This is a genomic window from Gemmiger sp. An50 (genome assembly GCF_002161595.1).
Lineage (GTDB): Bacteria > Bacillota > Clostridia > Oscillospirales > Ruminococcaceae > Allofournierella.
In genome coordinates, this window is sequence record NZ_NFID01000005.1 from 43,776 (window position 1) to 66,992 (window position 23,217).

Annotated in this window: 20 protein-coding genes and 1 pseudogene; 8 read left to right on the forward strand and 13 right to left on the reverse strand. The window is 53.6% G+C overall.

Annotation, left to right across the window (positions count from 1 at the left end; genetic code table 11):
• Positions 1-106: 106 nt before the first annotated feature.
• Positions 107-1,573, reverse strand: coding sequence for a sensor histidine kinase (locus tag B5G03_RS06310; RefSeq protein WP_087180900.1), 1,467 nt, complete (start codon positions 1,571-1,573; stop codon positions 107-109).
• A gap of 6 nt (positions 1,574-1,579) precedes the next feature.
• Positions 1,580-2,269 carry a response regulator transcription factor gene (locus B5G03_RS06315; RefSeq protein ID WP_087180901.1) on the reverse strand — a complete coding sequence of 230 codons (690 nt, stop codon included), beginning with the start codon at positions 2,267-2,269 and terminating at the stop codon, positions 1,580-1,582.
• A gap of 260 nt (positions 2,270-2,529) precedes the next feature.
• Here B5G03_RS06315 and B5G03_RS06320 point away from each other — a divergent pair, with 260 nt between their 5' ends.
• Positions 2,530-3,141: a TetR/AcrR family transcriptional regulator gene (locus B5G03_RS06320; RefSeq protein ID WP_087180902.1), complete on the forward strand. Its 612-nt coding sequence runs from the start codon at positions 2,530-2,532 to the stop codon at positions 3,139-3,141.
• A gap of 162 nt (positions 3,142-3,303) precedes the next feature.
• Complete coding sequence (locus tag B5G03_RS06325) at positions 3,304-4,920, forward strand: oxidoreductase (RefSeq protein ID WP_087180903.1); 1,617 nt, start codon at positions 3,304-3,306, stop codon at positions 4,918-4,920.
• 117 nt (positions 4,921-5,037) lie between these two features.
• Here B5G03_RS06325 and B5G03_RS06330 read toward each other — a convergent pair whose 3' ends face one another.
• From B5G03_RS06330 to B5G03_RS06380, 11 genes and pseudogenes are all read right to left on the reverse strand, one after another.
• Entirely contained in the window at positions 5,038-8,550 is a 3,513-nt protein-coding gene (locus B5G03_RS06330; RefSeq protein ID WP_087180904.1) for a DUF7601 domain-containing protein, read from the reverse strand.
• Between the two features lie 247 nt (positions 8,551-8,797).
• The gene (locus B5G03_RS06335; protein ID WP_087180905.1) at positions 8,798-10,171 is read right to left on the reverse strand and encodes a hypothetical protein; all 1,374 of its coding nucleotides are present in this window, start codon (positions 10,169-10,171) and stop codon (positions 8,798-8,800) included.
• A gap of 96 nt (positions 10,172-10,267) precedes the next feature.
• Positions 10,268-10,876, reverse strand: coding sequence for a signal peptidase I (locus B5G03_RS06340; protein ID WP_087180906.1), 609 nt, complete (start codon positions 10,874-10,876; stop codon positions 10,268-10,270).
• A 1,272-nt stretch (positions 10,877-12,148) separates the two neighbouring features.
• Positions 12,149-12,580, reverse strand: coding sequence for a hypothetical protein (locus B5G03_RS06345; RefSeq protein ID WP_006573579.1), 432 nt, complete (start codon positions 12,578-12,580; stop codon positions 12,149-12,151).
• A gap of 14 nt (positions 12,581-12,594) precedes the next feature.
• Positions 12,595-13,797, reverse strand: a complete 1,203-nt coding sequence (locus B5G03_RS06350) for a recombinase family protein (RefSeq protein ID WP_006573578.1) — start codon at positions 13,795-13,797, stop codon at positions 12,595-12,597.
• 200 nt (positions 13,798-13,997) lie between these two features.
• The gene (locus B5G03_RS06355; RefSeq protein WP_006573576.1) at positions 13,998-14,438 is read right to left on the reverse strand and encodes a hypothetical protein; all 441 of its coding nucleotides are present in this window, start codon (positions 14,436-14,438) and stop codon (positions 13,998-14,000) included.
• A gap of 6 nt (positions 14,439-14,444) precedes the next feature.
• Positions 14,445-15,230, reverse strand: coding sequence for a hypothetical protein (locus B5G03_RS06360; RefSeq protein ID WP_087180907.1), 786 nt, complete (start codon positions 15,228-15,230; stop codon positions 14,445-14,447).
• A 36-nt stretch (positions 15,231-15,266) separates the two neighbouring features.
• Positions 15,267-16,247, reverse strand: coding sequence for a hypothetical protein (locus B5G03_RS06365; protein WP_206423608.1), 981 nt, complete (start codon positions 16,245-16,247; stop codon positions 15,267-15,269).
• Positions 16,248-16,414: 167 nt separating this feature from the next.
• Positions 16,415-16,828 (reverse strand): annotated as a pseudogene (locus B5G03_RS06370) (DNA methyltransferase); the annotation flags it as partial.
• A gap of 162 nt (positions 16,829-16,990) precedes the next feature.
• The gene (locus B5G03_RS06375; RefSeq protein WP_242962317.1) at positions 16,991-17,815 is read right to left on the reverse strand and encodes a nucleotidyl transferase AbiEii/AbiGii toxin family protein; all 825 of its coding nucleotides are present in this window, start codon (positions 17,813-17,815) and stop codon (positions 16,991-16,993) included.
• The gene (locus tag B5G03_RS06380; RefSeq protein ID WP_087180908.1) at positions 17,812-18,405 is read right to left on the reverse strand and encodes a type IV toxin-antitoxin system AbiEi family antitoxin domain-containing protein; all 594 of its coding nucleotides are present in this window, start codon (positions 18,403-18,405) and stop codon (positions 17,812-17,814) included. Before B5G03_RS06380 ends, B5G03_RS06375 begins: the two co-directional genes overlap by 4 nt.
• Before the next feature lie 610 nt (positions 18,406-19,015).
• Here B5G03_RS06380 and B5G03_RS06385 point away from each other — a divergent pair.
• The 6 genes from B5G03_RS06385 (at position 19,016) to ychF (ending at position 23,205) form a co-directional block, all read left to right on the forward strand.
• Positions 19,016-19,345 (forward strand): plasmid mobilization protein, encoded by a 330-nt coding sequence (locus B5G03_RS06385; protein WP_006573488.1) that lies wholly within the window; start codon positions 19,016-19,018, stop codon positions 19,343-19,345.
• Positions 19,346-19,573: 228 nt separating this feature from the next.
• On the forward strand, positions 19,574-19,987 hold the full coding sequence (locus B5G03_RS06390; RefSeq protein WP_052647213.1) for a replication initiator protein A: 414 nt from the start codon (positions 19,574-19,576) through the stop codon (positions 19,985-19,987).
• On the forward strand, positions 19,953-20,360 hold the full coding sequence (locus B5G03_RS06395) for a cysteine-rich VLP domain-containing protein (protein ID WP_083870425.1): 408 nt from the start codon (positions 19,953-19,955) through the stop codon (positions 20,358-20,360). The genes B5G03_RS06390 and B5G03_RS06395 overlap by 35 nt, the downstream gene beginning before the upstream one ends.
• Before the next feature lie 117 nt (positions 20,361-20,477).
• Positions 20,478-20,684: an excisionase gene (locus tag B5G03_RS06400; protein WP_006573485.1), complete on the forward strand. Its 207-nt coding sequence runs from the start codon at positions 20,478-20,480 to the stop codon at positions 20,682-20,684.
• 115 nt (positions 20,685-20,799) lie between these two features.
• Positions 20,800-21,993 carry a tyrosine-type recombinase/integrase gene (locus tag B5G03_RS06405; protein ID WP_087180909.1) on the forward strand — a complete coding sequence of 398 codons (1,194 nt, stop codon included), beginning with the start codon at positions 20,800-20,802 and terminating at the stop codon, positions 21,991-21,993.
• Positions 21,994-22,092: 99 nt separating this feature from the next.
• A complete protein-coding gene (gene ychF, locus B5G03_RS06410) occupies positions 22,093-23,205 on the forward strand; it encodes a redox-regulated ATPase YchF (protein ID WP_087180910.1) in 1,113 nt (370 codons plus the stop codon).
• Positions 23,206-23,217: the final 12 nt, after the last annotated feature.

Consider the following 23,217-nt stretch of genomic DNA (forward strand, 5'->3'; position numbering starts at 1 on the left):
TCCCGCTAAAAAGCAAACCGCCATAACCCTTTTCACGTTTTTTGCACAAAAACAACAAAAAGCGCGGTTTCCAGCCCATTGGCCGGAAACCGCACCTCTTATCTTTTTACTTTTTTCCGGGCTGTTTGCGCCGCTGCTCCGGGGGCGGGTCGCAGGGCAAGGTAAAGCTGAACTGGCACCACTGGCCCTCCTCGCTCTCGGCCCAGATCTTGCCGCCGGAAAGGCCCACCAGGATCTTGCAGATGTGCAGTCCCAGTCCGCTGCCCCGGGCGTTGAGCCCGCGGCTCTTGTCCTCTTTATAGAAGCGTTCGAACACGAAGGGCAGCGCGTCCGCCCCGATGCCCTGGCCGGAATTCCGGATGGACACCGTGACCATGCCGCCGCTCTTTTTCACCGAGAAGCGGATATAGCCGCCCTCGGGGGTGAATTTGAGGGCATTGTCCAGAATGTTGTAGATCACCTGGTACACCAGGTCCTGGTCCGCATAGACCAGGGTGCGGGTGGGGGCCAGGCCCTGAATCTCCACCTTTTGGTTCTGAATGCGCTGTTCAGCGCTGAACACCACGCCGGTGACGCTCTCCCAAATGTCGTAGCTCTGGGCGTTCACCCGGTACTCGCCCGCCTCCAGCTTGGAGATGTCCAGCATGTTCTGGATCAGGCGGGTCAGCCGGCCCACCTCCTGGCTCACCAGGCCCAGATAGTGCTGGCGCATGTCGTCGGGGATGGTGCCGTCCAGCATACCGTCGATGAAGCCCTTGATGCTGGTCATGGGGGTGCGCAGCTCGTGGGCGATGTTGCCCATGAAACTGGCCCGGGAGGAGTCGATGGTCTCCAGGTTGCGGGCCATGTTATTAAAGGTCACCGCCAGCTGGGCCACCTCGTCGTTGCCGTCCACCGGAACGCGCACGCTGAAATCGCCGCTGCCGAACTTGCGGGCGGCCTCGCTGATGCGCCGCAGCGGGGTGGTGAGCCGGTTGGTCACAAAGATGGCCAGAAGGCTGGCCGCCAGCAAAAGCAGCCCGGCGCTGAGCACAAAGATGGAGAACATGTCGCTCACGAACACGTTCAGGCTGGCCGCGCTGGCCGAGGCGAACACATAGCCGCTGGCCGCGCCGGTCTCGTCCCGCATGACCCGGCCCACGGTGTAGTATTTGCCGGCGTACAGCCCGCCCAGCGTACCGGTCTCAAAAAAGCCGTCCTCTTCCTGGGCCTGGCGCAGGATCTCGGCGTCCACCTGGCTGCCGATCAGCTGCTCGGCCTCGTTCTGGGTGTACAGCATCACCTGGCCGGAGGCGTCGGTGAGCAGCAGATTGGTGCTGCTGGTGCGGCCGATCAGCTTCATCTGGTCCTGTACGCTGATGCGGGCGCTCTCGTCCTCCAGCAGGCGGCGCAGGGGGGAATCCTCCTGCACCTGCATGGCGGTCACCTGCACCACGTCGTTCAGGGTGCTGCGCTTGTCGTCCTGGAAATAGCCCATCACCAGATACATCTGGATCAGGCCCATCACCGCCGTGCTTACAATCAGCAGAATGGCGGTGGTGCTGAAATACATGGAACTGATGCTTTTTCTCACGCGCGATCAATCCTTTGCTTCAAACTTGTAGCCCACGCCCCAAACGGTCTTCAGGCTCCACTGCTCGCTGGCGCCCTCCAGCTTTTCCCGCAGGCGCTTGATGTGCACGTCGATGGTGCGGGAGTCGCCATAGTACTCGAAGCCCCACACCTCGTCCAGCAGCTGGTCGCGGGTGAACACCCGGTTGGGATGACCGGCCAGATAGGCCAGCAGCTCCAGCTCCTTGGGGGGAGCCTCCACCACCTTGCCCTTCACCTTCAGCTCGTAGCGGCTCATGTCCAGCGAGAGGTTCTCGAACTGGATCACGCCGTCCTTGCCGGATTCCTCCGGGTTGCAGCGGCGCAGCACCGCCTTGATGCGGGCCACTACCTCTTTGGAATCAAAGGGCTTGACCACATAGTCGTCGGCGCCCAGCTCCAGGCCCAGCACCTTGTCGAAGGTCTCGCCCTTGGCGGTGAGCATGATGATGGGGGTGTTGGCCTGGGCACGGATACGGCGGCAGACCTCCCAGCCGTCCATCTTGGGCATCATCACGTCCAGAAGCACCATGTTGGGCTTGTTCTGTTCAAACAGCTCCAGGGCCTTTTCGCCGTCGTGGGCGATCAGAGTCTCGTAGCCTTCCTTGGCCAGATACAAACGCAGCAGCTCGCAGATGTTCTGGTCATCGTCCACGATCAAAATTTTCTGGTTGGGCATATTCTCCCGCTCCTTTTTCTTTGTCGGGCAGCGCGGGGTATCCCCGCGGCCCGGATTGTTTCAGGTATTCAAGTAATTGTATCTATTATACAATAGAAATGTGGATAAAAAAAGAACACAGGGAAAGCCAGCATTCTTTTATGCATTCCGCCTGTACGTGGCCGGCCCGACGCTTTTCTATTGACGTTTCCCGCCGGATTCTGCTATAGTGCAGAAGGACACAACGATTGTTCGATTCTATCTATTGAGGAGCGGGACCGATGGCAGAACAAAACAACGCCCCGGCAAAGACCAGCCGGAAGCAGCAGGCCGAGCAGACAAAACAAAAGCTGCTGAACGTGGCCATGGGGCTGATCCAGGAGCAGGGCTTCGACAACGTGAAGATCGAGGACATCTGCCGTGCCGCAGGGGTTTCCACCGGCGCGTTTTATCATCATCTGAAAAGCAAGGCGGGCATCGTGATCGAATCCTACTCCCAGTGTGACGCCTATTTTACCGAAACGGTATACCCCAGCCTGGCGGAGGACTGCACCGAAAACGCAGTGCTTCAGTACATCGCCTGTCAGATGCAGTACGCCATGGACTTTGGCGTGGACAGCATCCTGCAGATCTACAAGGCTCAGCTGACCGAAGGCACCGACTTTTTCCTCTCGCCCGAGCGAGGGCTTCCTCTGGGACTGACCCGCATTCTGGCCCACCTGCAGCAGAACGGCGTGATCCGCAGCGAAAAACCGGCGGAGGATATCTGCCGGGAGATTCTGGTCATCTCCCGCGGCGTTTTGTACAACTGGTGCCAGTGCAAGGGCAATTATGACCTGAAGGCCTTCGCGCTGGAGCTGGTTTCCAACTATCTGAAAAGCTACACCGCATAACAAAACATTAACCTGAAACAGGCTGTATTTACCAAAATACAGCCTGTTTTTTTGTACATGTTAATCTCTTGACGGGTCTTTTTCTCTGTGGTAGGACTTAACCGAAGAAATTCGCCGAATCAATTCTGTGAAATTCCATCCACTCAAACAGGAGGACGTCGTATGAAGTATCAAAAGCTATTCGAGCCGGTCACCATCGGCAAGCTGACCCTGAAGAACCGCACTTCCATGGCCCCGATGGGCCCCGTTGGCTATGCAGACAGCAATGGCGGATTCAATCAGCGCCTGCAGGATTATTATGTGGAGCGCGCCAAAAATGATGTCGGCCTGATTATCACCGGCATCTGCAGCGTAGACACCACCATCGAGGGCTTCCCTACCGTGGCGCTGCCCTGCCCCACCACCTGCCCTGTGGCTTTTATCCACAGCACCCGCAGCATGAACGACCGCGTCCATGCCTACGGCGCAAAGATCTTTTTGCAGCTCACCGGCGGCCTGGGCCGCAGCGCCCTGCCCGGTTTCATCAAAAACAACATTGCTCCCTCTGAGCAGGGCAACCGCTTTGACCCCAGCGTCATCCACCGCGAGATGACCGTGGAGGAGATCCAGAAGCTTATCAAGCAGTTCGTTATGTCTGCCGCCATTGCGAAAAAGGCCGGCTTCGACGGTGTGGAGATCCACGCGGTGCATGAGGGCTATCTGCTGGATCAGTTCGCCATCAGCATCTACAACCACCGCACCGACATGTTCGGCGGCTCACTGGAAAACCGCCTGCGCGTGGCCACCGAGATCGTGAAGGGCATCAAGAAGGTCTGCGGACCGGACTTCCCCGTCAGCCTGCGTTACAGCCTGAAGAGCTGCATGAAGGGCCTGCGCCAGGGCGGCCTGCCCGGCGAGGACTACCAGGAGACGGGCCGCGATGTGGAGGAAGGCATCCAGGCGGCCAAGCTGATGGTGGAAGCCGGCTACGACATGCTGAACGTGGATGCCGGCACCTACGATTCCTGGTACTGGAACCATCCGCCCATGTACTTCGGCAAGGGCGTATACAATGAATATGCCCGCATCCTGAAGCAGCACGTGAACGTGCCCATCATCCTGGCCGGCCGCATGGACGACCCCGAGATGGCCAACGCCGCCATCGGCGACTGCTGCGACATCGTGAGCTACGGCCGCCCGCTGCTGGCCGACTCGGAATACGTGACCAAGATCCGCTATGGCCGTGAAGATGAGGTGCGTCCCTGCCTGGGCTGCCACGACGGCTGTCTGCTGGGCCGCATCGCCAACGGCCCGGTCTGCTGCGCGGTAAACCCTGCCTGCGGTCGGGAGGAGATTTACGGCCTGCAGCCCGCTCTGCGCAAGAAGAATATCCTGGTCACCGGCGGCGTGGGCGGCATGGAGACTGCCCGGGTCACAGCACTGCGGGGCCACAAGGTCACCCTGGTGGAAAAATCCGACCGGCTGGGCGGCCACGGCGTGGTGCCCCATATGAATCAGTTCATGCTGGAGGATCTGCTGAACCACGAGCATGTAACCATCCATGACAATGCGGTGGTGGAGCAGACCACACCGGATCAGGTGACGGTGCGCAAGGGCGAAGAACAGTTCCAGGTTCCCTGCGACACGCTGATCTGCTGCGTGGGTTACCGGGCAAACGACGGCCTGTACAACAAACTGGCTCAGGGCGACGTGCCGGTACATAACATCGGCGACTCCAACAAGGTGCGCAACATCATGGCCGCCATTTGGGACGGCTACGAGCTTGGCCGCAGCCTGTAAGCGGCTCTGCCGGAACCTGAGTTTCGAAACAATATCCAATAAACAAGAGTGCGGCATCCGCTAACGGATGCCGCACTCTTATTTGTTTTGCTTCAATTGGTCTGATTCACGGGGTGGTCAGTCCTGTTCCTCCCGTCCGGGGCGGCGCAGAACCAGAGCCACAATCTGAATCACTGCCAGCAGGGCCATCAGAATCGTCCAGCGGTCCACAAATACCATGGGCAGCTGCATATCCTCCGTCAGGAAGAAGGCCACAACGGATGCTATAGCCACGACCGCTCCGGCAATGCGCCAGAACATCTGTCTCTTTCCGCGGGTCGCCGTCTCTTGTTCCGCCTTCTGTTCCTTGCTCCGGCTCCACAGCAGGGAAGCCAGGCCGCTCAGAACTGTCGGGATCATCAGAATCAGATTGAGCAGCGCCCAGGACGTTTTGGTGCCGCCTGCCAGAGGTGTTTCCTCCGGGTCTATGTCCTCATATTCCTCCGGCGGCTGGGTCTGCTCCGGTTCCGGTGCTGCAGTGGGCGCGGGGGGCGTCGGTTCTGTGCCGTCTTCCCCGCCGGTCCCTGCTGTTCCGGCTGCCGGACGCTCGGTGGCTACAGGCGTGGGAACCGGTGTCTGGGCCGGGCTGGTGGGCACCGGGGCCCCGGTGGGTTCCGGACGGTCCGTGGGCTGAGGTGCCTGAGTAGGCTCCGGCCGGTCTGTAGGCTGAGGAGTCTGGGTAGGCTCCGGAGTGGCCTTGTTCTCGAACCGGTTCACAAACCGGATTTCCTCCGTCTCCTTGCCGTTTTGCTCCATCGTCGTACGGGTCAGCACAAGCGCACCGCCCTGCTCCTCCACTTCAACCAGGAGGCGGTATACGGACTCATCATAGGTATAGCCTTCCTGACTGCCCGGCAGCTCCCGGATGGTATAGGAATAGCTTCCGGCCCGGTCAAAACGGATCGCACCGAAGTCTGCGGTACCCGCACCGGTAATGCTGGTCTGCGCCGTTCCATCCGTCGCGCCTTCCGGCAGCGGGCTCATGGCATCTTCCGCCTTGAGCTCAAAGACGAACTCGGCTTTTGCCGGAGGCTCGTCGCCTGCCAGCTCCTTTTGCAGTGTGGGTGTGTAGTACACAGCCGCCAGGGCAGTGTTCAGAACATCCTGCGTGATGTTGCCCTGCTCATCGGCCGAAGCTTCGCCATAAGAGGCTGTATATCCGGCCACCGGCTCTTCCCGCAGCGTGTATTCCGCCGGGGTCACGCCGTCCGCCTGATAGCGGGGCAGGTCAAACGAATACTTCCATTCCTGCTGTGCAGTGACGGTCTGCTCCGCCACAATCGTCTCGCCCAGCAGTACGTTCAGCTTCACTGCCTGGGGACGCAGCTGGTCCGGCGTATCGCCATGATCCCATTGCTTTGTGCCCTGCAGCAGGATCGTCGCCTCTTCCGGGCGCACGCCCACATAGCGGTTTTCAAAATCAGCCTTTACACCTTGGGCCGTGATGGTTCCAAAGCTGCCCACGGCACTCGTCACGTAGCCCTCGGGCATGGTGTCCTTTTCTTCCACGCAGTAGGTCAGACCGGCTTCCAGGTCTGCAAAGACCAGCTTCTCTCCGTTTCGCAGAGAGACCGTCTGCCCGTTTTTCAGCACACCAGAGGTTTGCTGCGGAGTTTCTCCGGCACTGTATTGGATGTAAGGATATTCTGCCTCGGGATCTTCGCCGATGGTCACCACAAAGTCAAAGCTCTGGTCCGCATCCTCCAGGCCGTTCACCACCGTTTTCCCGATGGTAAGGCTGCCGCGCTCCTGTTCGGCGGGCAGGGTATTGCGGAAGATAGCAGTGGTTCCCTCCGGCTCCAGTGTGCCGGAGGCACGCTCGCTGCTGCAGGAATAGCCCGCCGGGACCTCTTCTGTGACGGCATAGGCCGTGCCGGAGGTCAGGCCCGAAACTTCTGCGGTCTGTCCATAGGCCAGCCAGATCACTTCGCCGTTTTTCAGGCTCTGCGCCTCGCCGCCATCCACGGTATAGGTGAAAACTGCTTCCGGATCGCTGCCGATGCGTACACGGAACGCAAAACGCGCGTTTTCGTCTGCTGCCGCGGCATCCGGCATCATTTTATGGATGCGAAGCACCGAAGGTTCTCCCTCCGTGCGCTCCGGTGTATTGACGAACCGGGCCAGGCTGCCTTCCGTCTTTACCGTACCGGTGCTGCCTTCGGTTCGAACATTGTAGTCGCCGGGCTCCTGTTCCACGACCTCATACCAGGTTCCGGCGGGAATCGTCTGGTCAAAGACCGCGCTCTGACCTGCCCGCAGTTCCAGGGTATCGCCGCTGCGCAGGGTCTGCGGGGCACCGCCATCCACCGTATAGGTGTATTCGGCCTCCGGGTCATTGCCGATCCAGACTGTAAACCGGAAGATTTCTTCCGGGGCTGGTACCGGCTGCGCCGTATCCGCAACCGGCTGCACAGGCTCTGCCTTCTGGGATGCGTTCCGCAGCTGAGGCAAAGCAGATGTCTTCAATGCCATCGCTTGCGCTGCCGAAGGCTCCGGAGTGGCGGGAGCTTCCGTTGCCGGGGGTTCCGGAGTGGCGGGAGCTTCCGTTGCCGGGGGTTCCGGGGTAGCAGGAGCTTCCGTTGCCGGGGGCTCCGGAGTGGCGGGAGTCTCCGTTGCCGGAGGTTCCGGGCTGGCGGGAGTTTCCGTTGCCGGAGGTTCCGGGCTGGCGGGAGTTTCCGTTGCCGGAGGTTCCGGGCTGGCGGGAGTTTCCGTTGCCGGAGGTTCCGTCGCATTGGGAGTTTCCGGCTGCTCGTTGTCTCCGCCCTCGTTCACGGCTTCAACCTCTTTTGTAATGGTCAAAGCCCCATACAAGGGCTGTACCGTCTCTTTCACGGTATTCCGGAACACAGCGGTGCTTCCCTCTTCCAGAATGGTGCCGGAAGCGCCGGTGCTGGCGACCTCATACCCGGGCTCGCACACTTCCCGCACGGAATAGGCGCTTCCCACCGGGATATCCTCCACCACGGCAAATTCGCCGGCCGAAAGAGAAATGGCCTGGCCGCTCACCAGAGTCAGCTGTTCCGTCAGGGGCACTCCGGCCGCATCGTAAATGCGGTAGGCGAAGGACGTCTGCTCTTCCGTGCCAACCCAGACATTGAACGTAAATTTATGGGCAGGATCGGTCATCTGACCTTCCACTTCCTTGCGGATGGTCAGCGCCGCTTTGCGCCGGATATTTTCCGCGCGCAGCTCCTGCACTTCCTCTTCATTGGGCTGTACCGTAAACCGCAGCGCGTTTTCCGTGTCTGCGAAGTTATATCCATAGGGTGTGCGCACCTCACGCAGGAAATATTCTCCCGGCGCAAGATCCTGCAGCACAATGACTCCTTCGGCGTCGGTGGTGTAACGCCCCGGCATTCGGGTCCCATCTTCCTTGTAAAGATCATACACCGCATTGGCCAGCGAGGTCTGGGTATCCTTTTCGTACTTTACCAGACGCACCTTCCCGCAGTTTTCATACTGCAGGAATATATTGGTTGCCGTCTGGGTCGTGCCCGTCCAGGCGTAAGAGCCCTGGGCCATGGCGCTGACAAAGATGAGCAGCGCCGCACACAGTCCCCCCAAACGCCGGAGCCAGGTTTTTTTGCCCATGTGTTCCCTCATGGCGTTCCATACCTCCCTGCTGTGCCAATAAAATTCTTTTGCAGATTGAAAAAACATCCGCCAAAGCCTTACATCAGGCCGCGTGCAGAACCGTTTTTCTGCTGCACACGGCCTGAAATAAGTCTTTGCCGGAAACCGCGTGGCCTTCAAACAAGGCCTGTCCGCATTTTTGCAGGCGGCCCCGCCCACAAAAACGGGCCGCCTGCAAATGCGGATTCACAGCCAAACGCTGCGCTTATTTCCAGTACTTGTAGTTTTCCTCGGGAACTTCATTGGCCAGAACACCGTACTTGCCGGCCTTGAAATCATCCAGGAATTCCTGACCGACGGCAACCTTGTAGCCCACGATTACGTAGGTGGTGGTCAGGCCGTCGAAGGTGTGCTCGTTCAGCAGTTCGGGATGTGCCTTCCACTTCTCCAGCATCAGGTTCTTGGCGGTCACATTCTTCATGGCGCCAGCTTCGATACCGGTAACGGTGTACTCACGCAGAACTCCATCCACATAATCCGTGTGCTGCCATACGCCAGGATTGCTCAGATCAGTAATGCGGGCATTGGGCAGATCCTTACTGTAGTACATCACGATGGTGCCGGTGCAGGCCTCATCCACAACGCCGGTACCAGGCTGACGGTCATCCACACGCATGATGAACTGCGCTCCGCTTCCGGGGCTCTTCACGTAATCGCCGCCGACGATCTCGCTTTCACCGCGCAGATCACGCCATTTGGCTTCATACAGATAAGCTTCCTTCTCTTCGGGATCGGGCGCGCTCTGGGCAGCCTTGTAAGCGTCCAGGGCCTTCTGCTTCTGTGCCAGGTAAGCGCTCACATGGGCTTCCTTGTCCGTGGGAGGATTGGCAATGTCTTCCTGAATGCGGTTGATCTCTTCCTGAATCGGATCGTATACCGCGGCGGTAGCCATCGCCTTGGCGGTTTCGCCGGTCCAGGTGGTGCCTTCCTCGTTCAGGCCGGCCAGCTGGGCGTCGATGGCATCCATCTCCACCTTAATGGAGTATTCGATGGCGCCTTCCTGACCCTCGTTCAGGGTAACGCCGTCCAGCAGAAGGGCGGTATTGCCCACTGCGCCCACAGCGTCTTCATCGCCGCTGGGTGCCAGAGGCTTCATCCAGTAGGCATAGCCGTCGTCGGCCAGTACCCAGTATTCGCCGCTCTGCTCCTCTTTGCTCAGTTCCTTCCACTCGTCATAGGTCTTGACCGCCGCGCCGTTGGTCCAGGTGACGTAATCATGAAGTACATCCTCAGCACTGCCGTGAACCACATTCTCCACGTTCAGTTTTTCTTCAGTGCCCTTGCGGATTCTCATGTTCTCGATCAGCTTTACGCGAACCAGGATATTATCCGAACCCTCGTTGCTGACCCAGATGTCCTTGTTGACCTCGGTACCGGCTACCCATTCCACCTGATGGGAACCGCCGTTGTCCACAGGCGTGCCATCCAGAACGTCATGCAGCGCAACGTTGTAGTCTTCCATCAAGAACCGGTTGGTTGCTTCCTGTACGCTGCTGACCCACGCGAACGTGCCAGAGAACAGCAGTGCCGCCGTGGTCAGCGCCACGCCGCCCACGACCAAGCTCTTTTTGATTTTCATTTTTTCCTCCTTATATCATCTTTTTTGCAGTGTCAACGGCTGCAGCATTCACATTGACACCGCTCGTTCCAATTTCACTACCCCTGGGGGCAAGGACTACCCCTGGGGGCAAGGCTGTTCCTGCGGTTCTTTCGGCTCTTTTTTGCTTTCCCGCACGAGCCATTGCACCAGCACACACAAAACGCAGATCAACCCGAACAGCCACAGGATCATCATCATGTGCTCCCCGATCCAGGACATCACAAATCCCAGCCTGGGGATACAAAGGACCATTACACCCGCCACCGCTTCCGCCGGCACCAGTTCCGGGTCCGGCTCCTCGTTGGCGACGCCCTTTGTACGGAACCAAAGTTCCTGCATCCCCTCACCCGCTGACTGGATCTCGATGACCTGATGGGATACGCTGGTATCGCCCAGATAGTAGGTGATCACATCCCCGATTTTTATCTCGCCGGGATCGGTAATTTTCGTAAAAATCGCCGCCCCCACCGGCACATCCGGCTCCATACTGGGGCTCTGTATGTAGTAAAAGCGGTATCCAAAAACCGATTTGGTGGGATCATCGCTTCTGGAAAACCAGAAGGCCCACACCAGAATCAGTGCCATAACCAGATAAAACGCCACGTTGCCAACGGTTTTCCAAAAACTTCCGCGCTTGTTTTTGGGCGTTATTCCCATGGTATTGTTTTCTATTTTTTCTTTCATCGCCCGAATATGCTCCGTATGTTTTCGATTCGTTCAAATCCAGTTGTTATTATCGTGTTAACATCGTTAACGTGAATAGTCAAAACAGCATTTACAAAATATCCAAAAATTGCTACAAAACTCTGCTTTCTCCTCTTTTTCAGCAGGCATTTGTTGTTCCGGCTTTGGCTTTTTTCAATTTTTCAAAATGATTTCGTGAAAAAAGCTTGAAATTTCCGTGTCATCTTTAGTTCGAATTATACAAAAGCATTTCTATTTTGTCAATTTTTTCATCGTAATATAACAAAGGCAGCATCTTTAACAGTTCTTTCGCTTATTTTTGGTCAAGAATGATAATACAAAGTTACTTTTTAACAAATTCACCTGTCGTTTTTTGTCGTATTGTTTTCAATCGCCTATACTTTGTTAACCAATCATTCCACTTTGATAATATCAGTTACGGTGATTTCCCCTCTGTCGGCAAGCTCAAAATCTTCAAAAAAATTTCGACAAACTTTTCAAAGCCAAATTGTTCAAAAAATCAAAGCCTTCAGTTCTCTGCAGGTTTCCGCCCGCAATCCTTCCCGTTTTTTCCTTCGCAACACGAATGGACCCGCCAGAATGGCCGCATGCTGCTCTTCGCCGTTCCAAAGGGCGAAAATCCGCCTTGAGAAACAGATCGCTATATGGTATCATTACTATGTAGTGGTATGCTCTTTTCTTTGTAGGACAGCTCCGCCAAACCTCTCCGAGCCTCCCGTTCCGGGCCACAGTGGCCCGCATTCATCCGGCTGCCCGTCCACCGGCTCCGGGCTGCCCGGCAGATCGAACGGACTCCTGCAAACGCATTCCCCCAGGAAACACGAACGAAAAATTAAGGAGATAGATCGAACTATGAAATTAGGAATCGGAGGGGACCGGCCTGATTTTATAACTTCTTATATCTTCCCAAAAGCCGATAAAGCCTGCTGTTACAAGCATTTTCAGAAAAATCAGCCGCATATAATTCCATGTCTTTCCACGCACTTCCACACAGAAATGGCGTAAAATATATGGGCGATACGACAACGATCGGGAAAGCACACTGCTACAAAGGTACGCATTAAACTTTATGTCTCCATATCGATCCCGAGAATTTTTTGAACGAAAACGGCCACCGCTGGACATATCCTGCGGTGGCCGCATTTTATTGTTTGGCTTTAGTAGGAAGAATCGTTTTTCCGCACTGCATACCTAAATTCAAAAGAGCGGTCGGGTAATCCTTCCAATGCATTGGGGTAGACTTGCTATGCGTTATTTTTCTTCGGCATCAGACGCGACAGGCCGGAAATCTTCCTGCACACCTTCGTTCAAGTCAAAGCACATGGTCTTTGCATCAGCAACCCAGAACCCGCGCACGCGGTACCGCTTTCCCGGAATCCAGCTTTCTCCCGTAACCGCACGCAGAGGCTCCAACAGGTTTTTATTGGCGATGGTCACAACGCCTTTCTGCTCACCCTTGGGCTTGGAAAATTTGAAGCCCTTCGGCTCGTTGCTCTTGCACATACGGATCGCGAACACCTTCGCCTTGGCATCCAGCAAACACAGAACGTAGGCCGGATACCCCAAATCCTCCAGTACCTTTTTCGTGAAAGTCACGCCATTCTGGTTCAGGAACATATCGGGATATGCGTTAATATTGGAATCAATCGTTTCAAAATTCAAAGCGGAAAAATCAAAATTCATAATAGACCATCCTTTTACTTCTGCATATTTTGCGGTTCTTGTATCATTTTTACAAATTCCTGTCGCTCTGCAAACGACCAGCGGGAATCCACAATCAGATACCCTTTGAACAAACCGTCTTTCAAACGGTTCACAATGAATCGGGTACCCAGCAATCTCAGTTTTGCTTTGGGGGGCGTACCACGTTTCTCTGTCAGCAGCTTTTGTACCTTTAGCCAATCTTCTTTTTTAATAATCGCTGTGTGATGGTTTTCCTTGAAGTACATATTCAAATCCGTATTTTTTACAGATCTATGTGTGCGAAAATCCTTGGTATAGGTTTTCTGCATCAAGGCATCTCCACAGTATTTTTCATTTCTTAGAATACTTCGAACGGTACCGGGAGACCAGCTATCATTCCCCATCGGAGATTTGATCCCCTGCTCTGTCAATGCCGCTGCTATTTCTGCGGGTGCCGCTCCTTCCAAGCAGCTTTCATAGATATACTCGACAATTCGGGCCTCTGTAGGTTCAATCACAAGCCGTCCGAAGTGATCGCGATAGAATCCAAGCGTATTATGCACCGAGAATTTATAGATACCCTCAGCCATACGCCAGCGGATGCCAGCTTTGATTGCTTCACTCTTCTGCTGGGATTCCATTTCAGCCAGTGCGGATAGAAGCGCAATCAGCAGATTATTTTTGCCGTCACCAGTATAGGTGATTCCTTCCGTCTCAAACTCGACGGATACCGGTGGATTCAGCGCAGACAGCGTCCGAAGATTATTCAGAATATCCACAATATTTCTTCCAAAACGACTGATGCTTTTGGTTAATATCAGGTCAATTTTGCCATCCACAGCATCTGCAATCATTTTCTGGAAGCCGAGACGTTTTTCGATGGTGGTAGCGCTAATGCCTTCATCCTGATAAATCTCCACCATTTCCCATTCGGGATTAGCCTCTATGCGCTTTGTGAAATGATGCACCTGCATCTCAAAGCTGCCGACCTGCTGTTCCTCCTGTGTGCTGACGCGGCAGTACGCTGCTACTCGTAATTTTTTGAACGGAGCAGGAGCCTCCGCGCTTTTCTGCGGTGGAATCACAATAACGCCATTGCCGGACTGGTTGCGTGCAATCTCTTCCCGCATCTGGTTGCGCTTTTGATTTCTGCGTTCTGCCCTTGCGCTGGATCGCCGCATCGCCTCTATTTTTTGGGGATCAAGCGGTTTTGCCATACTATATTCCGGCGCAGATCTTTAAGGAAACACCCTTATTCTGCATCGGCCCATCATCCCCCTCCATTGAACTTGCATTTTCATAGCAATCACATCCTTCTACTGTATTTATGACCATCTGAAGCACTGCACCAGAATGTCATCATGAAAAAAGGCAGCAGAAACACATCTGCTGCCCCCGAATATTTCGGCATTTAGAATCATTTGACTGATTTCCCAAGGGAATTCACCAAAAACAGGAGAATAAGCCAAAGGAGAAGAATATTCGATGAAAAAAGGCCGTATGATACAGCTCCTCCCGCTTTTAACAGCAACGGAGAAAAGCTGATGTTTGACGGAATCAAAAACAGACAGCTTACCACAATCAGCAGAATGCATGAAATACCTGCATACCGAAAATATCCAGCTAAAACCCCCAGCAATGTTTTCGTTGGCTGCTCTTTGTCCGGTGTTTCTTTCAGCTCTTTGGCATATTGGCTTCCCAACAGTGCAGAAACAGCCGCAATGTATACACCCATTGCAATAGAAGCTACCGTGACAGCAATCTCTGCGATTGGTTCAAAGCTCAAATCGAACATAAACGCCGCAGCGGTAGTAACTATTACGCAAAGCAAAATCTGGCGCTTATGGCGTTTATACATGGACAATCACCTCAATTCCTTTAGCAGAAGCTCCTTCACTTCATCGGGCGTAAATTGTTCATTTTCGTCTTTGACCGGATGAATCTCAAGATGCTTCAATAAAGAGGAAAAATCAAAGGTTTGCTCTACGCCTTCGTCATCGCATCCGATTATAATGACATTGTCAAATTCTTCTTTATGATGTCTGAAAATGTCTATGATTTGCCTGCCGCCACCATGCACTGGAATATCGCCATATGTCATTTTCAGCTGAATCTTGCTTGGCAAATCTTGTCCCCACATATTTCCGATCTGCATAAATAAGTCGCTGTTTCGACTGAACAGATTGTCAACTTGCGTATATTGAAATCCACGGATGGTTTTTACCCGATCGCAAAATTCATCCACTGATGCGTAAACATTGTTGATTTTGAACTCTTTTTGAAGTGTATCACTCAGGTATTTTTCCAGAAAAGGCCGTCGCGTCATGTCATTCAGATACAGCATATGCGTTGCACAATCATAACAGGCAAAAAATTGCTGCTTCGGCTCTATTTGTTCTTTAGACCTCGGATTCGGCTGCCTTTCGCCAGTTTCTCTGTTGATTACAAAATCGCGGAATCTTTTTGCATCATCATAGTCACAGGACATCCAGAAAAATCTTTCCTCTACAATCTCCATCTCGATTGAATACAGATATTTCTGGCGCACGGGTCTATATGTACGCAATCCCTTCTCGATCACTGCCTCAAAATCGTCTCTTGCCGCCTCCCGTATTCCATCCACACGCAAGAGAAAATTACAAAACTTCAAGAAATATCCCTCCTCCAATCTGATTAGCACAAAGAATCACAACGCGCGAAGCAACTCCAAAAACTGACTCATGCTGACTGCGCCACTGGGCAGATTATCCCCGTCCCGGAACACCATGTAGTAGCGATACTGATTTCCGGCTGCATTGCGCCATGCACGGCCCACTTCGATTTTATCACGGCTGTCATCATTTTTCAGGTGATCGCCCTTTGTCTCCACCAAGATAACCTTTCCGCCGTTGGTCATGACCATAATATCCGGGTAATGATTGATAAATCCGTTGATTGCAAATCCCTGCCGTGCAATATTCCGATGCCACCAGCGGATATTAGGCAGCGCAGTCAGTTCCATAACTAGATCCTTCTCCAACTGGTTCATATCTTCCTCTGCTTGATAGAGGGAGCCGCCGAACATACCCGTGCTGTTAACAGGATGAATCATGCTGGGCAGCCGGTAAGACGGCCTGCATACAACCCGTTCCGTTTCCAGCCATTGGGCAAAGGTCTCTTTGTAGTGCTGCGTCAGGAGCTGCTCGATCTTTCTGCGGATTTTTTCGGCGTAGCCCAGCGGTGCTTTTTCCATCGCCGCAAGCTGCGCTTTGTCCATATCGTCCACAATGCGGTCAACATAGGCGGAAAGCTCTCCTGCATCCACCATGTTCAGCTTGTTCAGCTGCCGCAGCATCAGCGCCTTGCACCGGCGCACCCGGCCTTCCGGCGGCAGGCTGTTGAAACATTCTTTGAAATACCGCTGATCGGCATTGGACATTTTGAACACCTTGGGCAGTCCGCCTTCGTTCTGGCGCACATCCACCTGCACGATTTCATCGTCGGCAGCAGCAAAATCAATATCGTAGGGCTTGCCTTTCAAGGTAAAGCCCTCGGCCAGCTGTTCTTTTTCCAGCAGTTCAAAATCCCCATCGGTATACAGCGTCTGGGGGATCACCTGAAAGAACTGAGGAATCATCAGCGTGGCGATGTCCTCCTGAAACTGTGACTGCACATGGAATGTCGTCACCTGTTCCCGTACCTCCCAAGGAAGATTTTGTGTCTGCGGGTCGCTCCCGCCCTGACGGATTGCGTCATTGTAGGCGTTTCCCGCCTTTTCCGCTTCGTCCAGCATAGTGTCAGTTTTGGGGGTGTTTTCGGGCTGTTCCTGCTGCTTTCTGCGGCGTTCCAGTTGTTTCCAAAAATTTCGTCACAAATCAGTTTCAGATTTGCATACTCGGTATCATCAATACTGATAAAAATAACCCCATCTTCCGCCAGCAGCTTTTGCAGCAGTTTCAGCCGGGGATACATCATACACAGCCACTTGTCGTGCCGGGAAAGATCCTCGCCCTCTTTGCCAACCACTTCACCCAGCCACTTTTTGATCTTGGGGTCATTTACATTGTCGTTGTATACCCAGCCCTCGTTGCCGGTGTTGTAGGGCGGATCAATATAGATGCACTTCACCCGTCCCTCATACCGGGGCAGCAGGGCTTTCAGCGCCTCCAGATTGTCGCTCCGGATGACCATATTCACGCTGCCGTTGTCGGCGTCCGTCTGTCCATTTTCATCAAAGCTGTACCGGCGCTCCAACACCCGGAACGGCACCTCCTAATGGTGGTTAATCACTTTCTCTTTTCCAATCCATTCCAGTGTCGGCATGGTGAAATCCTCCTAAAACTATGTGCGTGAAAGACCTGTCCCGTCTGGGCAGGACTAAATTTTCCCCATATTATTCATCGTTATCCGCTGGATACGCGCTATTGCTGTTTACGCAACCAGCATTCTTACCGCATCCAGAATCTGCTCATAGGTAATGTCCTGCGCATAGGCGAATTGCTTGCGGTATTTTTCCCACATGGCCCGCAGCTGGGGGCTTTCCTCAATGTTGCGCAGGATTCCCGGCACATCGGCGATCTGTTCTGTGGTACCGCGGTGGGCCGCTGTTGCCCGCAGTGCCTGAGCGAATACGTCCTTGTCAAATTTCTGGGTGGAAGCCAGTATGTAGGCATCATAGAAATCTCTGGGGCGAGTATTGAACACGCTGCGCCGCAGAATGGTTTCTACCTTCTCGGCCATAACGGTCTCGATGTTGTAGGCCCACAGTTCGTAAGACTTTTCCTCGTCAAAAATCTCGGCAAACTGATAGGGCACCGCATGGGGCGTGATGGCATCTCCGGTGGACACATCGATGCTCAGCGGCGTAAGCAGCGTTTCAAATTTTGCGGTCAGGGCGACCCGATAGCCACCGTAAATATCGTCCTCCCGGATGGGAGAAATCGTACCGAACTCAAAAGTCACTTCATCGTCAGAGGGCATGGCACAAATTTCTTCCAGCGCGGAGCGAATTGCCTCCGGCGTTAAAGGCAGATTTTTTAGGGTAGTGTCCAAATCCATCGTTGCACGGTTGTCCAGCCCCACAATGGCCGCCACCAGCATACCGCCTTTCAGGACAAACTTCTCTTTGTAGGCAGAGGCGGCAAGGCGAACCAGCAGCCGTTCAAACATATAGTTCTGCAAAATTACCTGGGCAGGGATATTTTTCTGTTTGGCAATATTTCGGATTTTTGCCTTCAAACTCATGGCTTTGCTCACAACAGCACCTCCAAATACTGGCGCAAAACATTGGCAACCCGCATCTGCTTTGCGTAGGAATTCAGCTGATTCAAATCTTTTTTCGGGCTGGCTGCATACAGCTTTAACGCCGCCAGAAAAGTTTCCGTCCCCAGCTTATTGCGGCTGCGGACACAGTCGCAGATGGTACGTTCCAGATCATAGCAGGGCACCAGATTCCCGGCAGGTGTTTTTTTCTCTGTCCGGCCCAAGGTAAACAACTCCGGCTTGATATAGTACACCTTGCACTCCGCCTTGATTGCCGCCGAAGGGATGCATCCGGATGGGGCGGTGATCGTGTGTTCAAAGGGAGTGCGGTCAGAAATGCCGTGGAGGAACAAGGCCGTCTCGTGGGAGAAAACAATCTGAGCCGACCGCCTGCTGATAGACAGCAGTTCATCTTCCAGTTCATCCGGCAGAATATACTGCCCTTTTACAATACGCTGGATCTTATTTGCTTTGCACAGCTTGTAGAGCATGGCCTTGGATATGCCGCGCTGCGCCGCAACTTTTGTTTCGATAATCCCGCCATGTTCTCTGGCAATGTCAGTAAGTTCGGCAATATAGTTCATGCAGTCACCTCACTGTTTTAACGCAATAATATTATAGCCACTATTATGATGATAGTCAACGGCACGTTCAGAAACATTTTGAAAATAATGTTCTTTTAATTACGATTAAAGTCAACAAAGGACACAGGGTTTGGGATGTTCCCAACAAGCCAAAATCGCCGGGTGTACGGACACCGACTGTGCTTGCTATTCTCTCTATCCTCACGATTCCTTTTTGGCTTCTGCATAAAATCCCTGTGTTTTGAATAAGGCAGATTTTACAACCGCCGGTATGAAGTGATTACGAAGTAATTGCTTTTTACCGGCGGTTTTCACAACTCCGCAGAGTTGTGAAACTCTCTCTTTGAATACCAGATTTCCGGCAGAAGATGCCTGTTGCAGGGTGAAGAAAAATTTTTTTGGAGTCCCCCCCAAAGCGGCCTAAAAATGTCCGTTGTAAAGTGAAGGGCAATTTGTTTCTTCCCTACTATCCCTCAAAAGTTTTTGAGGAGCACCCTGTTTTTTTCACAGAAAATGTCCGTTGTAAAGTGAAGGGGTTCTATATTTTTTTGCCGTAGGTACCAAGTTTTCGGCATTGAATGTCCGTTGTAGGGTGAAAGGAGGATTCCACATGGCCAACCGCACCAGACCAATTCGCATTGAAATCTGCGTGACCGAGCAGGAGCGCCAGTTGATTCGCCACAAGATGGCACAGCTTGGCACAAAAAACGTGGGGGCATATGCAAGGAAAATGCTCATTGACGGTTACATCATCAAGGTGGATTACACCGAACAAAAAAAGTTGGCAGCTGCCGTCAGCCGGGTTTCTGCTAACATCAACCAGATTTGTCGCCGCATCAACCAGACCGATCACTTCTACGCCGAGGATGTAGCCGAATTAAAGGCGAAACAGAAAGAAATCTGGGAACTACTGAAACAGGCACAACAAGCTGAACTATGATCTCCGCATTGGGCTTATCCGTGTACGGTTTTTCCGTATACGGCTTTTCAGTTCATGGATTTTGCACCCCTCAAGACCGTACCCTAACCGGATTTCTTGGCCGTGGATATTCAGACGGTTATCATGTATGAAATTCATACCCTAATCAATAAGAAAAAATCAACTCTCAAGAAAATCATCCATCAATCCAATCAATACACAGAATGGATAGATGGGATAGGAGGATGTATGAAACCGTTATTCTACAAGTTCACCACAGAAAGTCCGGCAGCCTCATATATACCGTTTCCACGCTTTCTAATGGACGATTGCTTTGCAGGTCTCGGCAACGATGCAAAGGTGCTGTATGCACTGATGTTGGATCGGGCAAGCATTTCCAAGGTCAACGGCTATATTGAAAAGGATGGCGCGATCCGGCTCTATTTTACGGTGGAGCAGGCAGAAGAAAAGCTGCATCGCAGCCGTCAAAGCGTCACACGGATCTTTCAGCAGCTGGAAAAGAGCGGTTTAATTTGCCGCAAAAAACAGGGTCTCGGCAGACCGGCAGTGATAACACTCAATTATCCGGCCAACGCTAAGCTCATTACAAAGAAGGAGGTAGCACTGTATGTGGAGGAAAATATGTGTGCAGAAACCGATTGATCGGCAGCCTGATGGCACCTTACCCCGCCTTACACCCAAGCAGGCCCGCAGCGTCCGAAGGCTCGTCAAAGGATGCTGCAATTACGCAGACGGCAGCTGCCTGCTGCTGGATGACGGCGAAGAGCAGGTCTGTCCGCAGAGCATCAGTTACAGCCTGAATTGCCGGTATTTCCGTCACGCAGTGCTGCCCAGTGACCCAAATCTTGAAAATGAGATTTTACGCCCCCGGGGAAGCAGGCGCTGTCAAATTTGCGGTTCTTATTTCATTGCCGGTTCTGGACGTGCCAAATACTGTGCCGACTGTGCAGCCAACGTACATCGGAAACAGAAAGCCGCCTATGCCCGAAAACGGCGGTCGAGAGTAGACAAATAACCTCACAAAAGCCGCTTATTTGCACGGAATTTCAGAAGCAGTACAAAGGGGCCGGGGGATTTTCCCTCTATCCCCCAAAATAGCCGTTCAATCTGTCTACATAAAGGAGGATGCAGCATGGATAATCGTATGGAAAAAGTACCAATCCACTTGAAGATGACCCTCACAACGAGGGAGGCCGCCGAATACAGCAATATTGGGATCAACAAAATTGACAGTATGCTGCGCTCACCCAACTGTCCGTTTGTTCTTTTCGTAGGCACCAAAAAGCTGGTAAAGCGAAAGGAATTTGAGGAATATATCAGCCAGAAACTGGTGATCTGATTTTTCTGACAGGTTCAGGAAAATCATGGGCAATGCACCTTGAGAAAAAGAGCATTATGTGCTATCATTATCGTGTAGTGGTGTGCTCTTTTCCTTGGCATGAAAGGAGTACATTATGGGAAAAAACCTCAAAGGCAAAGAGTGTGGCAAAGGCATCTACCAAAGAAAGGACGGGTTGTATCACGCACGCTTTGTCGATAAATCAGGGAAACGCCACGAAAAGTATTTCCAGACCGTTCCCGAAGCAAAAAACTGGATTGAAGAAGCAAGATTTGCCGACCAGCACGAGGACATTTTTGTGCCGACGGAAACAACGGTTGACGAATGGTTTGGCTTTTGGATTGAGAATATTGTGGGCGATTTAGCTCCCAATACCCTGCGTAACTACCGGGAGCGATATGCACACAACATCCAGCCAGTCATTGGCCGGATGGCAATTTCCAGTGTCAAGCCCATGCACTGCAAGAAAGTGCTGTTACAGATGGATGCAATCTATGCAGGTTCCACCATCCGTCAGGCGTATATCACAATGGGAACCATGTTCAAGGCTGCAAAAATGAACGATGTGATCGCCAAGCATCCAATGGACGGCGTGCGGTATACCAAGCCCGTTCGTGCCGTGGATGACATCAAATTTCTCACCCGGCAGGAACAAAGCCTGTTTCTTCAAGCTGCCAGAAATTCGCATAACTACTACCAGTACGCTTTGATTTTGGAAACCGGTCTGCGTACCGGAGAACTGATCGGTCTGACGTGGGATGCAATCGACTTGGAAAAGCGAACCCTTACAGTTAATAAGACGCTGGAATTCCGGCATGGCCTGCACACATGGCGAGCTGGGCCGTCCAAAACGCAGCACAGCTACCGCACCATTCCACTCACGGACCGTGCCTGTGAAATTCTGCAATCTGTCTGGGATAGCCGGGAGAACCGGAAAGAATCACCGCTCCTGTCACAAACCCTGGAGTATATTGACCGGCGCACCGGCTCCATCGCAAAACTTGTCATGCGTGACCTTGTATTTATCAACTGGCGAACGGGAGAGCCAGCCAAGAACAGCTCCTATGACACACATCTTTACAAAATCTGCGATGAGGCAGGAATCAAACGCTTTTGTATGCACGCGTTACGCCATACTTACGCCACAAGAGCAATCGAAAGCGGGATTCAGCCAAAGGTATTGCAGAAATTGCTGGGACACGCCAGCATTAAAACCACCATGGATCGGTATGTCCATGTGACCACCGATTCCCTTGATCAGGCTGTTCGGCAGTTTGAGAAAAATCGGGTTTCCGATGAAAACGCATGAAACTCAACGCGTAAATGGCGTAAAAATGGCGTAAGAGCCAAAACGCCAAACCCGAAAACCCTTGAAAATACGAGAAAAATCAAAGGAGAATGATCATATATGAAATTAGGTATCGTGGGCCTGCCCAACGTGGGCAAGAGCACCCTGTTCAACGCCATCACCAGCACCAAGAACGCCGCCGCGGCCAACTACCCCTTCTGCACCATCGACCCCAACACCGGCATCGTGCCCGTGCCGGACGCCCGGCTGGACAAGCTGGCCGAGATCTGGGACACCAACAAGAAGACTCCCGCCATCGTGGAGTTCGTGGACATCGCCGGTCTGGTGAAGGGCGCATCCAAGGGTGAGGGTCTGGGCAACAAGTTCCTGGGCAACATCCGCGAGTGTGACGCCATCGTGCACGTGGTGCGCTGCTTCGGCGGCACCGACATCGTACACGTGGACGGCAGCGTGGACCCCCTGCGCGACATCGAAACCATCGACACCGAGCTGATCCTGAGCGACCTGGAGGTTGTCTCCAACCGGGCCGCCCGCTTCGCCAAGGCCGCCAAGACCGGCGACAAGAAGGCCGGCGCCTCCGCCGCCTGGCTGGAGCAGCTGGCCGACCATCTGGGCAAGGGCAAGAACGCCCGCAGCTTCGACTTCGACCTGGAGGACGAGGACCAGGCGCTGCAGCTGAAGGAGATGGGCCTGCTCACCTACAAGCCGGTGATCTACGCCGCCAACATGAGCGAGGACGACCTGATGGAGGGCATGGACGAGAACGTGCACTACCAGGCCGTGAAGAAGCTGGCCGCCGAGGAGGGCGCAGAGTGCATTCCCATCTGCGCCAAGACCGAGGAGGACATCGCCGACTACTCTCCCGAGGAGAAGAAGGAGTTCCTGCACGAGATGGGCATCGAGGCCACCGGTCTGGACAACCTGATCAAGGCCAGCTACAGCCTGCTGGGCCTGATCTCCTACCTGACCGACGGCAAGAAGGAGTGCCGCGCCTGGACCATCCGCAAGGGCACCAAGGCTCCCCAGGCCGCAGGCAAGATCCACTCCGACTTCGAGCGCGGCTTCATCCGCGCCAGCGTGGTGCATTACGAGGACTTCGCCGCCTGCGACTTCAACATGGCCACCGTGAAGGCCAAGGGCCTGCAGCACACCGAGGGCAAGGAGTACGTGGTGCAGGACGGCGACATCATCGAGTTCCTGTTCAATGTTTGATTCAAAGGAGGA